Origin of the sequence: Nonomuraea cavernae (assembly GCF_014646355.1) — a bacterium.
GTDB lineage: Bacteria > Actinomycetota > Actinomycetes > Streptosporangiales > Streptosporangiaceae > Nonomuraea > Nonomuraea cavernae.
On sequence record NZ_BMNH01000010.1, the window covers coordinates 201,958 to 217,887 of the forward strand.

At 72.3% G+C, this 15,930-nt stretch carries 16 protein-coding genes; 10 read left to right on the forward strand and 6 right to left on the reverse strand.

The window, feature by feature from the left end; all coding sequences use genetic code 11:
• Window positions 1–27: 27 nt before the first annotated feature.
• Window positions 28–1,716: an LCP family protein gene (locus IEY82_RS18775; protein WP_225262973.1), complete on the reverse strand. Its 1,689-nt coding sequence runs from the start codon at window positions 1,714–1,716 to the stop codon at window positions 28–30.
• Between the two features lie 132 nt (window positions 1,717–1,848).
• The gene (locus IEY82_RS18780) at window positions 1,849–3,069 is read right to left on the reverse strand and encodes a neutral zinc metallopeptidase (protein ID WP_225262975.1); all 1,221 of its coding nucleotides are present in this window, start codon (window positions 3,067–3,069) and stop codon (window positions 1,849–1,851) included.
• Between the two features lie 339 nt (window positions 3,070–3,408).
• Between IEY82_RS18780 and IEY82_RS18785 the strand changes: the two genes are divergently transcribed.
• Both IEY82_RS18785 and folP read left to right on the forward strand, forming a co-directional pair.
• Complete coding sequence (locus tag IEY82_RS18785; protein ID WP_189125440.1) at window positions 3,409–4,278, forward strand: LysR family transcriptional regulator; 870 nt, start codon at window positions 3,409–3,411, stop codon at window positions 4,276–4,278.
• Between the two features lie 136 nt (window positions 4,279–4,414).
• A complete protein-coding gene (gene folP / locus IEY82_RS18790) occupies window positions 4,415–5,245 on the forward strand; it encodes a dihydropteroate synthase (protein ID WP_189125441.1) in 831 nt (276 codons plus the stop codon).
• Between the two features lie 6 nt (window positions 5,246–5,251).
• On the opposite strand, the gene IEY82_RS18795 is transcribed toward folP, so the two are convergent.
• Together IEY82_RS18795 and IEY82_RS18800 are read right to left on the reverse strand one after the other, a co-directional pair.
• Window positions 5,252–6,598 (reverse strand): sensor histidine kinase, encoded by a 1,347-nt coding sequence (locus IEY82_RS18795; RefSeq protein WP_189125442.1) that lies wholly within the window; start codon window positions 6,596–6,598, stop codon window positions 5,252–5,254.
• Complete coding sequence (locus IEY82_RS18800; protein WP_189125443.1) at window positions 6,591–7,265, reverse strand: response regulator transcription factor; 675 nt, start codon at window positions 7,263–7,265, stop codon at window positions 6,591–6,593. Before IEY82_RS18800 ends, IEY82_RS18795 begins: the two co-directional genes overlap by 8 nt.
• A gap of 128 nt (window positions 7,266–7,393) precedes the next feature.
• On the opposite strand from IEY82_RS18800, the gene IEY82_RS18805 reads away from it, so the two are divergent.
• The 4 genes from IEY82_RS18805 to IEY82_RS18820 all read left to right on the forward strand — a co-directional run bounded on the left by IEY82_RS18805 (window position 7,394) and on the right by IEY82_RS18820 (window position 10,727).
• Window positions 7,394–8,551 carry a LolA family protein gene (locus tag IEY82_RS18805; protein WP_189125444.1) on the forward strand — a complete coding sequence of 386 codons (1,158 nt, stop codon included), beginning with the start codon at window positions 7,394–7,396 and terminating at the stop codon, window positions 8,549–8,551.
• Between the two features lie 5 nt (window positions 8,552–8,556).
• Complete coding sequence (locus IEY82_RS18810; RefSeq protein WP_189125445.1) at window positions 8,557–9,522, forward strand: ABC transporter ATP-binding protein; 966 nt, start codon at window positions 8,557–8,559, stop codon at window positions 9,520–9,522.
• Window positions 9,509–10,444: an ABC transporter permease gene (locus IEY82_RS18815; RefSeq protein WP_189125446.1), complete on the forward strand. Its 936-nt coding sequence runs from the start codon at window positions 9,509–9,511 to the stop codon at window positions 10,442–10,444. The genes IEY82_RS18810 and IEY82_RS18815 overlap by 14 nt, the downstream gene beginning before the upstream one ends.
• Before the next feature lie 88 nt (window positions 10,445–10,532).
• The gene (locus tag IEY82_RS18820; RefSeq protein ID WP_189125447.1) at window positions 10,533–10,727 is read left to right on the forward strand and encodes a CsbD family protein; all 195 of its coding nucleotides are present in this window, start codon (window positions 10,533–10,535) and stop codon (window positions 10,725–10,727) included.
• A gap of 52 nt (window positions 10,728–10,779) precedes the next feature.
• On the opposite strand, the gene IEY82_RS18825 is transcribed toward IEY82_RS18820, so the two are convergent.
• Entirely contained in the window at window positions 10,780–11,487 is a 708-nt protein-coding gene (locus tag IEY82_RS18825) for a YcnI family copper-binding membrane protein (RefSeq protein ID WP_189125448.1), read from the reverse strand.
• A 46-nt stretch (window positions 11,488–11,533) separates the two neighbouring features.
• Window positions 11,534–12,073 carry an MFS transporter gene (locus IEY82_RS18830; RefSeq protein ID WP_225262976.1) on the reverse strand — a complete coding sequence of 180 codons (540 nt, stop codon included), beginning with the start codon at window positions 12,071–12,073 and terminating at the stop codon, window positions 11,534–11,536.
• A 118-nt stretch (window positions 12,074–12,191) separates the two neighbouring features.
• On the opposite strand from IEY82_RS18830, the gene IEY82_RS18835 reads away from it, so the two are divergent.
• The 4 genes from IEY82_RS18835 to IEY82_RS18850 form a co-directional block, all read left to right on the forward strand.
• Window positions 12,192–12,674 (forward strand): hypothetical protein, encoded by a 483-nt coding sequence (locus IEY82_RS18835; protein WP_225262978.1) that lies wholly within the window; start codon window positions 12,192–12,194, stop codon window positions 12,672–12,674.
• Window positions 12,675–12,831: 157 nt separating this feature from the next.
• A complete protein-coding gene (locus IEY82_RS18840; RefSeq protein WP_189125449.1) occupies window positions 12,832–13,806 on the forward strand; it encodes an alpha/beta hydrolase fold domain-containing protein in 975 nt (324 codons plus the stop codon).
• Window positions 13,807–13,877: 71 nt separating this feature from the next.
• The gene (locus IEY82_RS18845; protein WP_189125450.1) at window positions 13,878–14,711 is read left to right on the forward strand and encodes a siderophore-interacting protein; all 834 of its coding nucleotides are present in this window, start codon (window positions 13,878–13,880) and stop codon (window positions 14,709–14,711) included.
• A gap of 240 nt (window positions 14,712–14,951) precedes the next feature.
• Window positions 14,952–15,930: serine/threonine-protein kinase (locus IEY82_RS18850; RefSeq protein WP_189125451.1), on the forward strand; the 979-nt coding region annotated here is incomplete at its 3' end.

The following is a 15,930-nucleotide window of genomic DNA, read 5'->3' on the forward strand; positions in this document are numbered from 1 at the left end:
TCGTCGGACCAGGGCGGGTCAGACCGGTCAGAGGCCGCAGAGCTCGTCCAGGGACTCGCTGGTCTTCTGGCTGTTGCGGGTCGGGGTCTGGCTGGGCACCGCGACCCGCGTCCGGGTCGCGGTGGGCGCGGCCGAGGGGCTCCCCGGTGAGGCCGTCACGTCGGCCGTACGGGCCCGGCGGGGCCTGAGGGAGTCGGCGATGGCCTTCGCCGAGGCGCGGCGGATCTTGACCCAGTCGGCCGACCCCGGCCAGAAGTCCGGCGGGACGAACTGCGTGCTGGTGATCCGGGCGCCCTTCACATCGAGGGCCAGGGCCACCAACGGCTCCAGGAGCTCCTGCGGGATGTTGGTCCGCGCCAGGCGCTTCGTCGCGCCGGCGATCTTGGTGAAGTTCAGCAGGATCTTGTCAGGGGTGGCCTGCTTCGCGAACGCGCCGATGACGCAGCGCTGCCGGCCCATGCGCGAGAAGTCGTCGCTGTTGACCCGGGAGCGGCCGTACCACAGGGCCTCCTCGCCTGACAGCCGGCGGGTGCCGGCCTTGATCGTGCCCGCGGTGCCGAAGGTGCCGCCCCACTTGACGTCCTGCTCGACGCGGATCGTCAGGCCGCCGATGGCGTCCACCAGGTCCGCGAAGCCGTACATGTTCATCAGGACGTAGTAGTCGATTTTGAGGTTGAGCGTGAAGCCGACGGCGTCCATCAGGGCCCGCGGGCCCCTGTTGTGGCCGCCCATGATGTCCGGATGATCGTTGGCGTACTGCCAGACCTCGTTGAGCAGCCCACCGTTGGGGAGTTCGGCCATGAAGCCGTTGGGGAACTGCTTGTGCAGCGGAGAGGACTGCGGGAAGCGTACGTGCTGCAGGTTGCGCGGCAGGCTGAACAGCACCGTGTTGCCGGTCGCGATGTGCACGCTGGCCACGTTCATGCTGTCGGTCCGCACCCCGGTGCGGTTGCCCGCCGCGTCACCGCCGACCAGCAGGAAGTTCACCCTCTCCTTGCCGTTCCACGGGTCCTCCTTCTTGACCGGGGCGACGTCGGGATCGGTGGATCCGCTGCGGAAGATCTGGTGCAGCGTGTCCCGCGCCGTCAGCACGGTGTTGGCGGTGAGGGCGAAGGGCGCCATCACGGTCACGCAGAGCATGCCGACCGCGATGCCCGAGACGATCTGGCCCTGCTGGTTGAGCCGGTTGGGGTTGAGCGCCACGTACGAGGTCACCAACAGGGCGAACCAGGCCAGCGCGCCCAGCGAGGCGAGGGTGATGACGGTCACCAGGGAGCCGTTGCTGATCAGCGTGCCGACGTTGTCCGCGTTGCGGGTCAGCGCGAAGGCCAGCGCGGCGAGCAGCAGCGCGGCGTACACGCCGAGCAGCGCGAGCCCGGTGCGCCGGTGACCGGCGCGCAGGTGCGCGGCGCCGGGCACGATGGCGGACAGTGCTGTCCAGCCGAGGATGGATCCGGCGTTGAGCGGCTTGGCGAAGCGGGGCGGCGCGCCGGCTCGGCCCGGGCGCGAACCGGCCTGGGGGGCGGTCCGCTGCCCGGCCTGAGGGTTGGTCTGGGGGCCGGGGTGCGGGCCGGGCGGCCGTGCGGCTGGTGGACCGGGTTCGGCGGGAGGAGGCGCCGGAGGGCCGGACTCGGCGCCCGACGCCGCACGAGGACGGCGTGAGGAGCGTCGTTTCCGGCCCCCCGGCGTGGTGCCCGCCCCTTCGCGCTTGCTCACACCGGCTCCTTAACGCCTGCCAGGCAAAACTTGGTTCTGCTCCCCGTTTGAGCACAAGATTGCCAGGATTCTAGTCCCCATATAGGGACATCAAAGACATGTGCCCAAGCTGAGATGAACCTGGCGTGACCGTCAGGACGTCGTCGAGGAGGGCGCCATCCAGGTGTTGCACTGGTACGTCTGATTCTTCTGCCAGCCCTGCCTGAACCACCGGTTGTTGTTCACCATGGAGCCGTGGTCCCGCGGGTGACCGGGTTGGTCGCCCAGCCGGCTGTAGAACCAGAACAGGCGGCTGCGGTTGGCCGCGCCGATCGGGTAGGACGTGGCCACCGACCGCATCCACATGCCGCCGAAACAGGTGGCCTGGAGTTCCAGCCTTCTGCTGAGCGCCAGCTTCCCGCTCCTGTTGCCCGACTCCAGTGTCCGCGACCACCAGGAGTTCATCAGGCCCGACAGGTTCTGCACGTGGTGGCCGTACTCGTGGGCCATCATGCTGATGATCCCGCCGTTCCACGTGATGATCTGGCCGTAGCCGAGGGCGTTGCCGTTGCCCTTGGACATGGCCGAGGTGGAGGCGTAGATCGTGTTGTTGCGGGGGCAGTAGTACGGCACCATGGACCCCGCCGACGGGTAGTCGCCGCAGGCCCCCCGGCCGCGCCCCTGCGCGATCGCGTAACCCGGCGGGCTGAAGTCGATGCCCTGCTCCCGCAGGATCGGCCCCCACGCTCGGTCCATGCACTTGCCCGTCTTCAGGATCAGCGCCTTGAGCTGGGCGTGGTTGAAGATGTTCGCGTTGCCCGCCCGGCAGCCGACCCTGGGCAGCGCCCCCGCCCGGTAGAGGGTGTTGTTCTTCAGGCTCGTGTCGAGCGTGACCTGCTTGGGCGGGGTGACCGTGGTGTCCTGTGTCGGCCGCCGGGTCGGCCTGCCGGTCGCGCCGTCGTCGTCGTCGCGCTCGCTCGGTCGCTCGGACGGCGTGTAGCTGGGGATCGCGACCGGGTTGGTGGTCTCCGACCGGGAGGAGTCCTTGAACGCCACCGAGCCGATCACGATCAGCACGAACAGCGCCGCCATCGAGCCGAACACGATCCCGAGAATCCCGGCCGCCCCCATGCCCGACTTCCTGCGCGGGGGTGGCGGCCACTGCCCATAGGGCCCGTGCATGGGCGGCGGAGGCGGCGTCGGCGGGCGCGAGGGCGGCCAGGCCTGAGGCGGCGGGGGCGGGGGCGGGGGCTGCTGCGGGTAGGGCATCCCCCGGTGCCCGGGTAAGGGCTGCTGGTACGGCCGGCCCTGCGGCTGCTGGTAGGGCTGCCCTTGTGGTGGATAGGGCTGCTGGTACGGCTGCCCCTGCGGCACGGGCGGGTAGGGGTGCTGGTAAGGCGGACTCTGGGGCCGCGCTCCCCCCTGCGCCGGGGGAGGCCACGGGAGGGATCGTGGCCGCTGGGGCTGTCCGGGCTCTGGTGGCAGGGGTGGATGCTGCCCGTTGCCTGTCACCATGTCGCCCCCTGTGGTCGTTCGTCCGTATTAAGCGACTTGTGTGGTCGCTCCCCGGACCTTTGTCAAATTTGGGGCAGAAGCATACTGATTTATCACCCGTCACGGATGTGACAGCGCTCGGTTACAGTCCGAAATCATTCGAGGTGATCTCCGCTATGTTCCCCACCGCGCGGCAGGCGTTGTCCTAGCTTCTTCAGCATGAACCTCCAGCAGCTCCGCTACGTGGTCGCGACTGCGGAGCACCGCACCATGACTGACGCGGCCAGGTCGCTCTACATCGCGCAGCCTGCGCTTTCGCGCGCGATCCGGGATCTGGAACGCGAGCTCGGCATGACGCTCTTCGCCCGCTCGGGACGCGGCGTCGTGGTCACCGCACAGGGCCGCCGGGTGGTCAAGCTCGCCCGCGAGGCGCTCGACGCCGTCCGCGAGATCGAGGGCCTGGCCAACCACACCGGATCGGCGGAGGCGGAGCTGCGCATCGCCTCCACCCCGAGCCTCGAACCCGGCCTCGCGGGGCGGCTGCTGCCCGCCTACGCGGCCGAGCATCCGGGCGTCCGCGTCCACATCGTGCGCTGCGAGGGCCGCGAGGCCGTCGTCAGCGCGATCAGGGAGCAGCGGGCCGATCTCGGGCTGACCGATCTGCCGGTGCCCACCGACCTCGTCACCCACCCGCTCGAACGCCAGGAGATCGTGCTGATCTCCCCGCCCGGCCTCGAACTGCCCAGTCCCGTCCCCATGGGCCGGCTCGACGGCATGCGGCTGGCCCTGCCCGCGCGCGGCAGCGTGCGGCGCAGAGAGCTCGACGCGATGTTCGGCAAGTACGCCGTCAACCCCGTGGTCGTGCTCGAGACCGACGAACGCAACGGCTGGCTCAAGGCCGCGCGCAGCGGCCAGGCGTCCCTGCTGTGGTATCGGGGCATGGCCGAGCAGGCCAGCAGGGCGGGCCTCGTGGTGCGCTCGCTCGATCCGGCCGTGCGGCGCGTCATCGCCGTGGTGCACGCCCGCCGCCGCCTGCCGCTGATCGCCCAGGACTTCCTGTCCACCGCCGAGAAGGGCACCGCCGCCTGACCGCTCGGCCGGGCCCGCTCCCTCCTCACGCCCCGCCACGCGGGGCCGCGTGATCCCTTCCCCGCACGAAGCCCGCCATCGGCGCGCGCCCGCCCTGCCGTACCCCGTCGCGGGCGGCGCGGTACGCTCGCCGATGATGAGCACTCTGCGCCTGCGCGGCCGGGAGTTCGGCCCGGGGGAGCACGCCGTGATGGCCGTGGTCAACCGCACGCCCGACTCCTTCTTCGACAAGGGCCGCACCTACGGCTTCGACGCCGCGATCGAGGCGGTGGACCGGGCGGTCGAGGGCGGCGCCGACATCGTCGACATCGGCGGCGTCAAGGCCGGTCCCGGCGACGAGGTCGACGCCCGCGAGGAGATCCGCCGGGTCGCCGACCTGGTCGAGGCCGTCCGCGAGCGGCATCCCCGGCTGCTCGTCAGCGTCGACACCTGGCGGGCCGAGGTCGGCGAGGTGGTCGCCAGGGCCGGCGCCGACCTGCTCAACGACACCTGGGGCGGCGTCGATCCCGGCCTGGCCGGAGTGGCCGCCAGGCACGGCATCGGGCTGGTCTGCGCGCACGCCGGGCGGGTCCGTCCCCGCACCCGCCCACACCGCATCGCCTACGACGACGTGGTGGCCGACGTCGTCTCCTACACCACGGCCCTGGCCGAGCGGGCCGTCGCCGCCGGGGTGCCGCGCGAGTCGATCCTCATCGACCCGGCGCACGACTTCGGCAAGAACACCTTCCACTCGCTGGAGGTCAGCCGCCGGCTCGGCGAGATGACCGCCACGGGCTGGCCGGTGCTGGTCGCCGTGTCCAACAAGGACTTCGTCGGCGAGACGCTGGGCGGGCTGCCGGTCGAGCGGCGGCACGCGGGCACGATCGCCACCCTGGCGATCTCCGCCCTGCTCGGCGCGCGGGTCTTCCGCGTGCACGACGCGGCCTCGGCCACGACGGCGCTCGCCGAGCTGGCCCGCCTCAGCTGAGCGGGGTCACCCGGCCACGGGCAGCCGCACCACGGCGCGCAGCCCCGGCCCGGCGTCCTCCAGGCTCACCACGCCGCCGTGCGCGCGCACGGTCTCCTGGACGATCGCGAGACCCAGCCCGGCGCCGCCCTCGTCGCGGCTGCGCCCCGAGTCGAGCCGGGTGAACCGGTTGAACACCCGCTCCCGGTCCTCCTCCGGGATGCCCGGCCCGTCGTCGGTCACGGTCAGCACCCCGTCGGCGGTCAGCGCCACCTCCACCTTGGACGAGGTGTGCCGCACGGCGTTGTCCACCAGGTTGGTCAGCACCCTGCTCAGGTCGAGCGTGTCACCGCGGACCAGCACCGGGTCGCACACGGTCAGCCTGACCTCGCCGTGGCGCTCGGCGATCTGCCGGACCACCTCGTCGAGCTGGACCGGCTCGTTCCTGGCGGGCACGCCGCCGCGCTCGTCGAGGCGGGCCAGCGCGAGCAGGTCCTCGGCCAGCCGCGACAGCCGCATGGCGTCCTCCAGCACGCCCTCGGCGGTCTCCGGCCAGTCCTGCCCCTCCGGATGGCCGAGCGCCACCTCCAGCTGGAGCCGGATGCTGGCCAGCGGGCTGCGCAGCTCGTGGGCGGCGTCGGAGACCAGCGCGCGCTGGCGCTGCTCGGCCTCCTCCAGCCGGGCCAGCATGCCGTTGAGCGTGGTCGCCAGCCAGTGCACCTCGTCGCGCGACTCGGGCACCGGCAGCCGGCGCGACCTGGCCGTGTGCGTGATCTCCGCCGCGCCCCGGCGCAGCGCGGTGATCGGGCGCAGCGTCCGGCCGATGATCAGCCAGCTGGCCGCGGCCAGCAGCACGATCAGCAGCGGCGTGCCCACGAACAGCACCCTGGCGGCCGTACCGAGACTGGTCTGGATCTCGCCCACCGGCCGGGCCGCGATCACCGTCTGCCCGCGGTCGGCGCGGAGCACCACCACCCGCAGTGGTCCCGGGATCGCGTAGGGCCGGCCGTCGACGAACGTCGCGCTGCCCTCGTGCAGCGCCCGTTCCCTGTCGTGGGCGGCGAGCAGGGGCACCAGCCGGTCGGCGCCGTAGGTGACGTGCGTGATGCGGCCCGCGGCGTCGATCACCTGCACGATCGTGCCGTCGTGGGTGGTGATCGGGGTGGTCAGCGTGTCCGAGTCGGCCTGCACCCGGACGGTCTGCGCCTGCGCCCGAGTCGAGTCGTCGACCGTGTCGATCAGGGTCCGGTCGAGCACGGTGAGCAGCACCGACGCCGACACGGCCAGGGCCAGGGCGAGCACCGTGGCGGCCACCACGGTCAGCCTGAACCTCAGCCCCTGCCGCCGCCACCAGGCATAGGGGGAGTCAGCCACCGTCGCCGGCCAGCCGGTAGCCCGCGCCGCGCACGGTCTGCAGGGAGTTGCGGCCGAACGGGACGTCGATCTTGCGCCGCAGGTAGCCGACGTACACCTCGACCACGTTGGGATCGGTGTCGAAGGTGTCCCAGACGTGCTCCAGGATGTCGGTCTTCGACACGACCTCCTCGCGCCTGCGCAGCAGGTATTCGAGCAGCGCGAACTCCCGGGGCGTCAACTCGATCGGGCTCTCGCCGCGCAGCACCCTGCGCCGGGCCGGGTCGAGCGACAGGTCGCCCGCCGCCAGCACCGCCGGCCGCCGCCCGGAGTCGCGCCGCAGTAGCGCGCGCAGCCTGGCCACCAGCACCACGTAGGAGAACGGCTTGGTCAGGTAGTCGTCGGCGCCCAGGTCGAGCCCGTCGGCCATGTCGTACTCGCCGTCCTTCGCCGACAGCATCAGGATCGGCACCCAGTTCTCCTCGGCGCGCAACTGCTTGCACACGTTGTAGCCGGACAGCCGGGGCAGCATGATGTCGAGCACCACCACGTCGTAGTCGCCGTGCCTGGCCTCGTGCAGCCCCTGCTCGCCGTCGTGGGCGAGGTCGACGGAGAAGCCCTCGGCCCGCAACCCCCGCTGCAACGCGGCGGCCATCCGCCTTTCGTCTTCGACGACAAGCACTCTCATGGCCCCGATCCTCCCGCTCCCGCCCTGAGACGACGCTGAGAAGGCTGAGAGGGGTCTCAGGCTGTCTCAGGTTCGCCTAAGGATGCATCACGCAGGCTCTGGTCATCGACATACCGTTAAGGAGTGAGATGCGTAAAGGCACGTTCGTGAGGTGGGGAGTCCCGATCGCCGCCGCCGCCGTGATCGGAGCCGCGATCGGCGCCGGCCCCGTCGTCGCCGCGGTGAGCGGCGATCCGGCGCTGCCCGAGCGTTCGGCACAGCAACTGCTCGCCGACGCCGTGGCCGCCGTCGAGAGAACCGATGGCCCGCTGCCGATGTCCGGCACCGTCCGGCAGACCGCGTCACTCGGCCTGCCCGCGCTGCCCCAGATGGGCGGCGAGTCCCCGCTCGCCCTGCTGTCGGGCTCGCACGAGGTGAAGGTCTGGTACGGCGCGCAGGACAGGCTCAGGGTGGCGATGCCGACCCACATGAACGAGACCAACCTCATCGTCAACGGCGACGAGGCCTGGTACTGGGACAGCGACGGCAACACCGCCACCAAGATCAAGATCAAGGCGGGCGCCGGCTGGGCGCACGAACCGGCCACGCCCGCGCCCACGCCGTCCGACCTGACCCCGCAGGCCGCGGCGGCGAAGGTGCTGGCCAAGGCCGAGGAGCACACCGCGATCGGCGTCACCAACACCGCCGAGGTGGCCGGCCGTCCCGCCTACCAGCTGGTGCTGCGGCCGAAGGCCGAGGCCTCGCTGGTGCAGGAGGTGCGCCTGGCGCTCGACGGCGAGACCTACGTCCCGCTGCGGGTGCAGGTGTACGCCAAGGGCTCGGCCGAGCCGGCCTTCGAGGTGGGCTTCACCCAGGTGACGTTCACCCCGCCCGCCGAGGAGAACTTCGTCTTCACCCCGCCCGCCGGCGCCAAGGTTGAGGAGCAGACCCTCGGCGAGGTGATCTCCGACGGCAAGGCCGGCGAGCACACGGGCGAGCACACCGGGGACGCCAAGGCCGCCAAGGACCTGAAGGTCGTCGGCGAGGGCTGGAGCGGCGTGGTGGTGGCCCCGATGCCGGACCTCGGCTCGCTGCCGGCCGAGGCGCCCGGCGGCCAGGGCGACCCGGCGGAGGCCAAGGCGCTCCTGGACAACGTGCTCAAGTCCGCCACCCCGGTGAGCGGCACGTGGGGCTCGGGCAAGCTGATCACCACCAAGCTGGTCACGGTCCTGCTGACCGACGACGGCCGCCTGCTGGCCGGCGCGGTCACTCCGGAGGAGATCGTCCGGGTGGCGGGCACCAGGTGACCGTCATGACGCGCGAAGCGGGGGCGCCCTTCGGGGCGGCCCCGCCCTCCGCCGGGGCCGCCATCGTCACGCGCGGCCTGACCAAGCGCTTCCGCGGCGGCCAGGTCGCGGTCGACTCCCTCGACCTCGACGTGCCGCGCGGCTCGGTCTACGGCTTCCTCGGGCCCAACGGCTCGGGCAAGACCACGACCATCCGGATGCTGCTCGGCCTCGTCGCGCCCACCGCCGGGGAGCACACCCTGCTCGGCCTGCCGCTGGCCGGCGCGCTGCCCAGGGTGGGGGCGCTGGTCGAGGGCCCCGCCTTCTACCCCTACCTGTCGGGCGAGGCCAACCTGCGCCGCTTCGACGCCGCCGACCCCACCGCCTCCGGCGCCACCGTCAGGCGGCGTGTCGGCGAGGCGCTCGACCGGGTCGGGCTCGGCGCCGCGGCGGGCAAGCGCTACCGCAACTACTCGCTCGGCATGCGCCAGCGCCTGGCCATCGCCGCGGCCCTGCTCGGGCCGCGTGAGCTGCTCGTCCTCGACGAGCCGACCAACGGGCTCGACCCGCAGGGCACCCGCGAGGTGCGCGCGCTGGTCAAGGAGATCGCCGCCGACGGCACCACCGTCTTCGTCTCCTCGCACCTGCTGGCCGAGGTGGAGCAGATGTGCACGCACGCCGCGATCATGAGCACCGGCCGGCTGGTCGCGCAGGGAACGATCGCCTCGCTCAGCGGTGGCCAGGTCAGCCGCGTCAGGATCGAGACGCCCGACCCGGCCGGCGCCGCGCGGGTGCTCGCCGCGCTCGGCCTGGCCGACGTGCGCGCCACGGACGCGGAGGTCACGGCCGAGCTCGGCGGCCACGCGCCCGAGCGGGTCAACGCCGCGCTGGTCGGCGAGGGCGTCGCCGTACGAGGGCTCTCGGTCGTACGGCCGAGCCTGGAGGACGTGTTCGTCGGACTGACGGGAGAGGGATTCGATGTCGACGGCTGAGACGCGGACGCGCACGACACCGGGGCTCGTGCCGGTGCCCGAGACCTCGCGCGCCACCGAGCGCCGGCCGCCCGAGCCGCCGGCGGGCGCGGTGCCGCCGCGGCGCTCCTCCTCGGCGTTCTGGCGGCTGCTCGGCTCCGAACTGGGCCTGACCTTCCGCCGCCCGCGCAACCTGGTGATGCTCGGGGTGCTGGCCGGCGTGCCCGTCGTGATGGGGGTGGCGCTGCGGCTGGTCGCGGCCGACGCGGAGTTGGGCGGGATCGTGACGTCGGTCGCGGGCAACAGCCTCATGCTGACGTTCGCCTCGCTGTCCTTCCTCGTCGTGCTGCTGATGCCGGTCGCGGTCGCCATGGTCGCGGGCGACGCGATCGCCGGCGAGGCGGGCACCGGGACCCTGCGCTACCTGCTGGCCGCGCCCGCCGGGCGCACCCGGCTACTGGCGGTCAAGTACCTCAACGCGGTGGTCTTCTCCTTCGCCGTGACGGCCGTGGTGGCGCTGTCCGCGCTGGTGACGGGGCTGATCATGTTCCCGGTCGGGCCGGTGACGCTGCTGTCGGGCACCACCGTGCCGGTGGCCGAGGGGCTGCTGCGGATCCTGATCAGCGTCGGTTACGTCGGCGCCGGGATGGCCGCGCTGGCCGCGGTCGCGCTGGCGCTGTCGACGTTCACCGAGGTGTCCATCGGCGCGGTCGCGGGCACCATGGTGATCGTCATCGTCTCGCAGGTGCTGCGCGCCATCCCGCAGTTCGACGGCCTGGCCGACTATCTGCTGCCGGCGCGCTGGACGGGTTTCGACGGGGCGCTGCGCAGCCCGATCGATACCGGCGCCATGGCGGAGGGGCTGCTCACCTTCGGCGCCTACATCGTGCTGTCCGGATCCGTGGCCTGGGCGCGTTTCTCCGGCAAGGACATCACCTCCTGACGGGTGCCCGGCGATGACGGACGTTTCCTCCTGACCTGTGCGGATAGGGGTGTCGTGGCCAACGCAACCACGAGAGAGAGGCACCCACATGGGAACCGACGACAAGTTCGCCCACAAGGCCGAGGAGCTCAAGGGCCGGGCCAAGGAGAACGTCGGAGACCTCACCGACGACGAGCGGCTGCAGGCCGAGGGCCGCGCCGAGCGGACCAAGGGCGGCGTCAAGCAGGCGGGTGAGAAGGTCAAGGACGCCGGCAAAAAGATCAAGGACACGTTCAAGAAGTGAGGCAGGCACCGCGGACGGCGGGCGCCCCGGCCGGGCGCCCGCCGTCCGTCTGTCATGCGGGGCGCCGGCGCAGCGCCAGGGCGGCGACCACGAGGCCGATCACGCCGAGCGCGAGCCCCGCGCCGCCCAGCACCCGGGCGGTGCCGTCGGAGGCGGCCGTGACCGTGGCCACCCGCGCCACCTGGGGAGCCGCGCCCGTGGCCGAGACGGGCGCCGTGGCCCCCTCCTTGGCGGCGGGCGTGAGCTTCAGCAGGGGGGCGGGATGCTCGGCCTCGGTGCCGTCGGCCTTGGGCGCGTCGGACCAGTCGACGACCTCGCCGCCGGAGTAGGTCTGCTTGGTCGGGAAGATCAACTGGTCGACGCTCTCGGGCAGGCGGCCCATGGACACCTCGAACTCCTGGAACTCGCCCTTGCCGATCTTGCCGCCCTCCCAGACGACCTTGCTGACCGATTCGGTGAGCTCGCCGTACTCGGTCTTGACCGGCGAGGGCAGCTTGCTCTCGGTGACCTTGACGCTCCACCCCGGCACCGGCTTGACCGAGACGAACGCCAGCGGGTGCTCGACGGGGAAGGAGACCTCGATCTTCACGGTCGAGGCGTCGTCGCGCTCGTTGGGCACCCGGAAGGCGACCTTGGTGAACCCGCCCTGCTCGGCGGTGCCGGGGTTGATGGTGACGTGGGCGAGGGCGGGCAGCGAGAGGCCGACGGTGACGGCGGTGGCGGCGGCGAGCACCGTCGCGGCACGGCGAACGAAGGACATGGCGAATCTCCACTTGACTGGTCGAGGAAGTAACGGGGGTCGGCGATCAGGCGGGAAGTGGAGGACCACGCCTGGCGACGGAGTGCCGCAGCGCCGGATCGGGCGGGACGTCGCGGGCCCGCACGACGACGGTGGCGGCCGGACGCGCGAGGGGGAGGGGCGGCGGCCAAAGCAGGACGAGAGGGCGGACCAGGCGGCGCAGCGTCGCCCACAGCGCGGCCTCGCCGCGTGCCAGCCACCAGCCGGTGAGGGCGGTGGCGGTCAGGTGGGCCAGCAGCATGCCGACGTCGTTGCCGAAGCCCCGGCCGTGGAGGTGGGCCGCGACGTAGCCGGTGCCGTCGTCGCCGCCGAACAACTCGTGCAGCCCCAGTTGCGCGCAGACCAGCGCGACGTTGATCGTGGCGGTCGAGCGCTCCCGGCCGCCCAGTGCCAGGGCCGGCGCGAACACCGCGCCGAGACCGAGCGCCGCGACCCACGGAGCGGGCGTGGAGCCGCCGCTCACCGCGTGAGCCAGCGCGGCGAGCGTCACGCAGACGGCGGCGAAGGCGGCCGTCCGCGCGAGCCTCAGGGGAAGTTCGGCGCGCATGAGTGTGCCACATGATCTCACGCGCACCCCCTCGATGGGACGGCTACCGGCAAGCTGCCCAATACCTGGTTGATTTACGGCTTTTGTCGCTAAGGTCGAGCCGATACGTCGACTTGGGGTGAGAACGTTGCGGCATTTCGCTGGTCTGCTCATCGGGATCGTGGTCACGGCGGCCGTGGTGGGAGGCGGGGGATGGGCCGTCCAGCAGGCGCTGGGCAACGCGCAGGCCGCCCCCGCCGGCGGGCAGAAGCTGTGGATCGCGCTCGGCGCGATGGCCGCGGTCGGCCTGGTGGTGGGCCTGGTGGTGGCGGGCCGCGTCTCGCCGCTGGCCACGTTCCTGCCCGCGATGGCGCTGCTGGCGTGGACGGTCGTGTACGCCCTCGACATGAACCGCGCCCTGTCCCTCGTCCCCGACCAGCCGTCGGTGAACCAACTGGTCAGGGAGGCCGGATCCGGCGCGAAGACGCTGCTCTCCACGGGCACGTTCGCGCTGCTCGGAGTGGCCCTGTTCATCCCCGTGCTGATGCCCTCCCGGTGGGCGCGGCAGCATGACGACCTCGACGACGACTACGAGGAGAGCCCGCAGGGCGGCTACTACTGATCCCTCGTGCCGTCCGCGCCCGGCCCACCTCGCGCAACGAGATGACAACCCGGAACCGGCACGCGATACATGCCCGAAACATCCGGGTAAGCGATGAGATACATACTTGTGAGTAGAGCAGCGTTCCGCGGGGAAAGGATTCCTCGGAGGACCGAGCATGCACATCGACAGGGACGTCACTCCGGACTACCCCCTCAGCTGGCAGGCGCGCGCGCTCACCGGTCTGATGCGCGGCACGCTGAAGCCGGTCTCCAGCCTGCTCATGCGCCACACGCTGGCCCTCGACTGCGCCTCCCGCCTGGGTGACCTCGTGCTGATGGTGCCCCACTCGGCGCCCGAGCACGTCGGCATCCTGCCGCACAGCTCCGGAGCGTGCGGCGGCGAGTGGGTCCGTGCCGGGCAGGAGCTGGACGAGTCGAAGGTGCTGCTCTACTTCCACGGCGGCGGCTACTTCTTCTGCTCGCCGAAGACGCACCGGTCCATCACCTGGCGTCTGTCGGCGGTGGCCGGCCGGCCCGTGCTCGCGCTCGACTACCGCCAGGGCCCTATCCACAAGCTGGCCGACTCGCTGAGCGACGCGCTGGACGCGTACACGTGTCTGCTGGAGCGCGGGCACGCCGCGCGGGACATCATCCTGGCGGGTGACTCCGCCGGCGGCCACCTCACGCTGGCCGCGCTGCTGGCGCTGCGCGACCGCGGCGTGCCGCTGCCCTCGGCGGCCATCTGCCTGTCGCCCTGGACCGACCTGACCGACATCCCACGCCGGGCCAACCGCTGGCAGGACCCGATGCTGCCGGCCAGCCGGGTGCGCTGGCTGGCGCGCCGCTGGACCTCGGGCCTGGACCCGCACGACCCGCTGGTGTCGCCGGTGCTGGGCGACTTCACGGGGCTGCCGCCGCTGATGATCGTGACCGGGTCGACGGAGGTGCTCCGCGACGAGGCGCGGCGGGCGGCGTTGCGGGCCCGGCAGGCGGGCGTGCCGGTGACGTACGAGGAGTGGCCGCGGATGCCGCACGTCTTCCCCATCCTGGCGGACGTGCTGCCGGAGGCCCGCCACTCCTTCCGCCACATGTCCGACTTCCTCGCCGCGGTGGCCGACGGCTCGTCCCGGGGGGAGACGGCGGCCGCCTGACCGGAGATCGCACGGCGACTCCGGACGCGCGGTAGGTTAGGTATACCTAACCAGTCGCGAGGAGTCGTGCGATGACCGACAAGCCGAGGGATCACCATCTGGGTGTGGTGCTGCGCACCGAGCGGCTGACGCCGCACATGATCCGCGTGGTGCTGGGCGGTGACGGCCTGCGCGACTTCGCGACGCGGGGGCTCACCGACCACTACGTGAAGCTGGTGTTCCCGCACGAGGGGGTCGACTACCCGACCCCGTTCAGTGTGAAGCAGGTGCGTGAGACCATGCCGCGCGAGGTCTGGCCCCGGCTGCGCACCTACACCGTGCGCGCCTGGGACCCCGAGACGCTGGAGCTCACGATCGACTTCGTGCACCACGGCGACAAGGGGCTGGCCGGGCCCTGGGCCGCGGGGGCGGTCCCCGGCGACGCGATCATGATGCTGGGGCCGGGAGGCGACTATGCGCCCGACCCGCAGGCCGCCTGGCACCTGCTGGTGGGTGACGAGAGCGCGCTTCCGGCCATCGCGGCCTCCGTCGAGGCGCTGCCCGAGGGGGTGCCGGCCCACGTGTTCGTGGAGGTGGACGGCCCCCGCGACGAGCTGAAGCTGGGCGCGTCCGCCGACGTCCAGATCTCCTGGCTCTACCGCAACGACCGCCCGCTCGGCGACGCGCTGGTGGAGGCCGTGTCCGCGCTGGCCTTCCCCGGAGGCGACGTGCACGCCTTCGTGCACGGCGAGGCGGGGTTCGTCAAGCGACTGCGGCGCCACCTCAGGGTCGAGCGCGGGGTGCCGATGGAGCGGCTGTCGATCTCCGGCTACTGGCGTGCCGGGGTCGACGACGAGGCCTGGCGCGCGGTGAAGAAGGACTGGAACCGTCAGGTGGAGGCCGAGGAGGCCGCCGCCCTCGGCTGATCTCTCCGGGGTGCGCGCGGTCGATCGTTCCCGTGCGGCACGTCTGGGGCGAAACACCACTTCAGACCACCAGGCCACAGCCCTTACTCACTCCAGGGGTACGAACGCCTTACCACTGATACCCCTTCCGGAGGTCATGCGGAAACGCCCGTCCGATGAGGCCACAGTGTGCTTTGCCGTGTCCCGGACAGGAGAGGCGAAACTCGGATGGCGCGTGGTTCGAGCGACATGCCTCCAGGCGTGAGGCCGCTTACGGTGGGCGACCCGGTGATCATCGGCCGATATCTCCTGCTGGGCCGGCTGGGCACCGGGGGCATGGGCGTGGTCTATCTGGCGGAGCACCCAAGGGGCGGTCTGGTCGCACTCAAGACGCCGCATGCCGTGCACCTCAAGGATCCCACGTTGCGCGCCCGTTTCGCCGAAGAAGTCACTTTTTCCCGGCGAATCGTCCCGTTCTGCACGGCAGCGGTGGTCGAGGACGGCACCGACCGGGACCGTCCCTACCTGGTCAGCGAATACGTCCCCGGCCCGGCGCTCTCCCAGGTCGTGGCCGCCCGGGGCCCGCTCACCCCCGATCTGGCCTACGGGGTGGGGCTCGGGGTGGCGGCGGCGCTGGTCGCCGTGCACGACGCCGGGCTGGTGCATCGCGATCTCAAGCCCGGCAACGTGCTGCTGTCCACTGGCGGGCCCCGCGTCATCGACTTCGGCATCGCCCGCGACGTCGACACGCTCGCCGCGCACACCCAGGCCGGCCAGGTCATGGGCAGCCCCGGCTGGGTGTCGCCCGAGCGGCTGACCGGAGGGCCCGCGGTGCCTGCGTCCGACGTGTTCGCCTGGGGCTGCCTGGTGGCGTTCGCCGCCACGGGCTGCCATCCGTTCGGCGGGGGCGAGGCCGACGTGCTGGCCCGCCGCATCATGGTCGAGGATCCGCGCGTCGAGGGTGTGCCCGCGCTGCTGCGGCCCGCCGTCGAGGCGGCGCTGGCCAAGGAGCCCGCGGACCGTCCCCAGGCGGCCGAGCTGCTGCGCGCGCTGCTGGCGGCGGGAGGCGTGGGCGACCCGTGGGACCTGCGCGAGGCCGTCGCGGGCGTGCTGGAGGAGATCTGGACGCCGGTGCCCTACCCGGCCGGCGCGGGCCGGGTGCGGCTGGCGCCGCCGCCCGGCGACCGAGGGCCCACCGCGCCCGAGCGCGGTGCGCCGCCGCCCGGCGACCGGCGGCCCG

Excerpts from the sequence above, each read along its gene's own strand:
- IEY82_RS18785 (WP_189125440.1), top strand. The coding sequence starts at position 3,409 with ATGAACCTCCAGCAGCTCCGCTACGTGGTCGCGACTGCGGAGCACCGC.
- folP (WP_189125441.1), top strand. The coding sequence starts at position 4,415 with ATGAGCACTCTGCGCCTGCGCGGCCGGGAGTTCGGCCCGGGGGAGCAC.
- IEY82_RS18800 (WP_189125443.1), bottom strand. The coding sequence starts at position 7,265 with ATGAGAGTGCTTGTCGTCGAAGACGAAAGGCGGATGGCCGCCGCGTTG.
- IEY82_RS18805 (WP_189125444.1), top strand. The coding sequence starts at position 7,394 with ATGCGTAAAGGCACGTTCGTGAGGTGGGGAGTCCCGATCGCCGCCGCC.
- IEY82_RS18810 (WP_189125445.1), top strand. The coding sequence starts at position 8,557 with ATGACGCGCGAAGCGGGGGCGCCCTTCGGGGCGGCCCCGCCCTCCGCC.
- IEY82_RS18815 (WP_189125446.1), top strand. The coding sequence starts at position 9,509 with ATGTCGACGGCTGAGACGCGGACGCGCACGACACCGGGGCTCGTGCCG.
- IEY82_RS18820 (WP_189125447.1), top strand. The coding sequence starts at position 10,533 with ATGGGAACCGACGACAAGTTCGCCCACAAGGCCGAGGAGCTCAAGGGC.
- IEY82_RS18825 (WP_189125448.1), bottom strand. The coding sequence starts at position 11,487 with ATGTCCTTCGTTCGCCGTGCCGCGACGGTGCTCGCCGCCGCCACCGCC.
- IEY82_RS18830 (WP_225262976.1), bottom strand. The coding sequence starts at position 12,073 with ATGCGCGCCGAACTTCCCCTGAGGCTCGCGCGGACGGCCGCCTTCGCC.
- IEY82_RS18840 (WP_189125449.1), top strand. The coding sequence starts at position 12,832 with ATGCACATCGACAGGGACGTCACTCCGGACTACCCCCTCAGCTGGCAG.
- IEY82_RS18845 (WP_189125450.1), top strand. The coding sequence starts at position 13,878 with ATGACCGACAAGCCGAGGGATCACCATCTGGGTGTGGTGCTGCGCACC.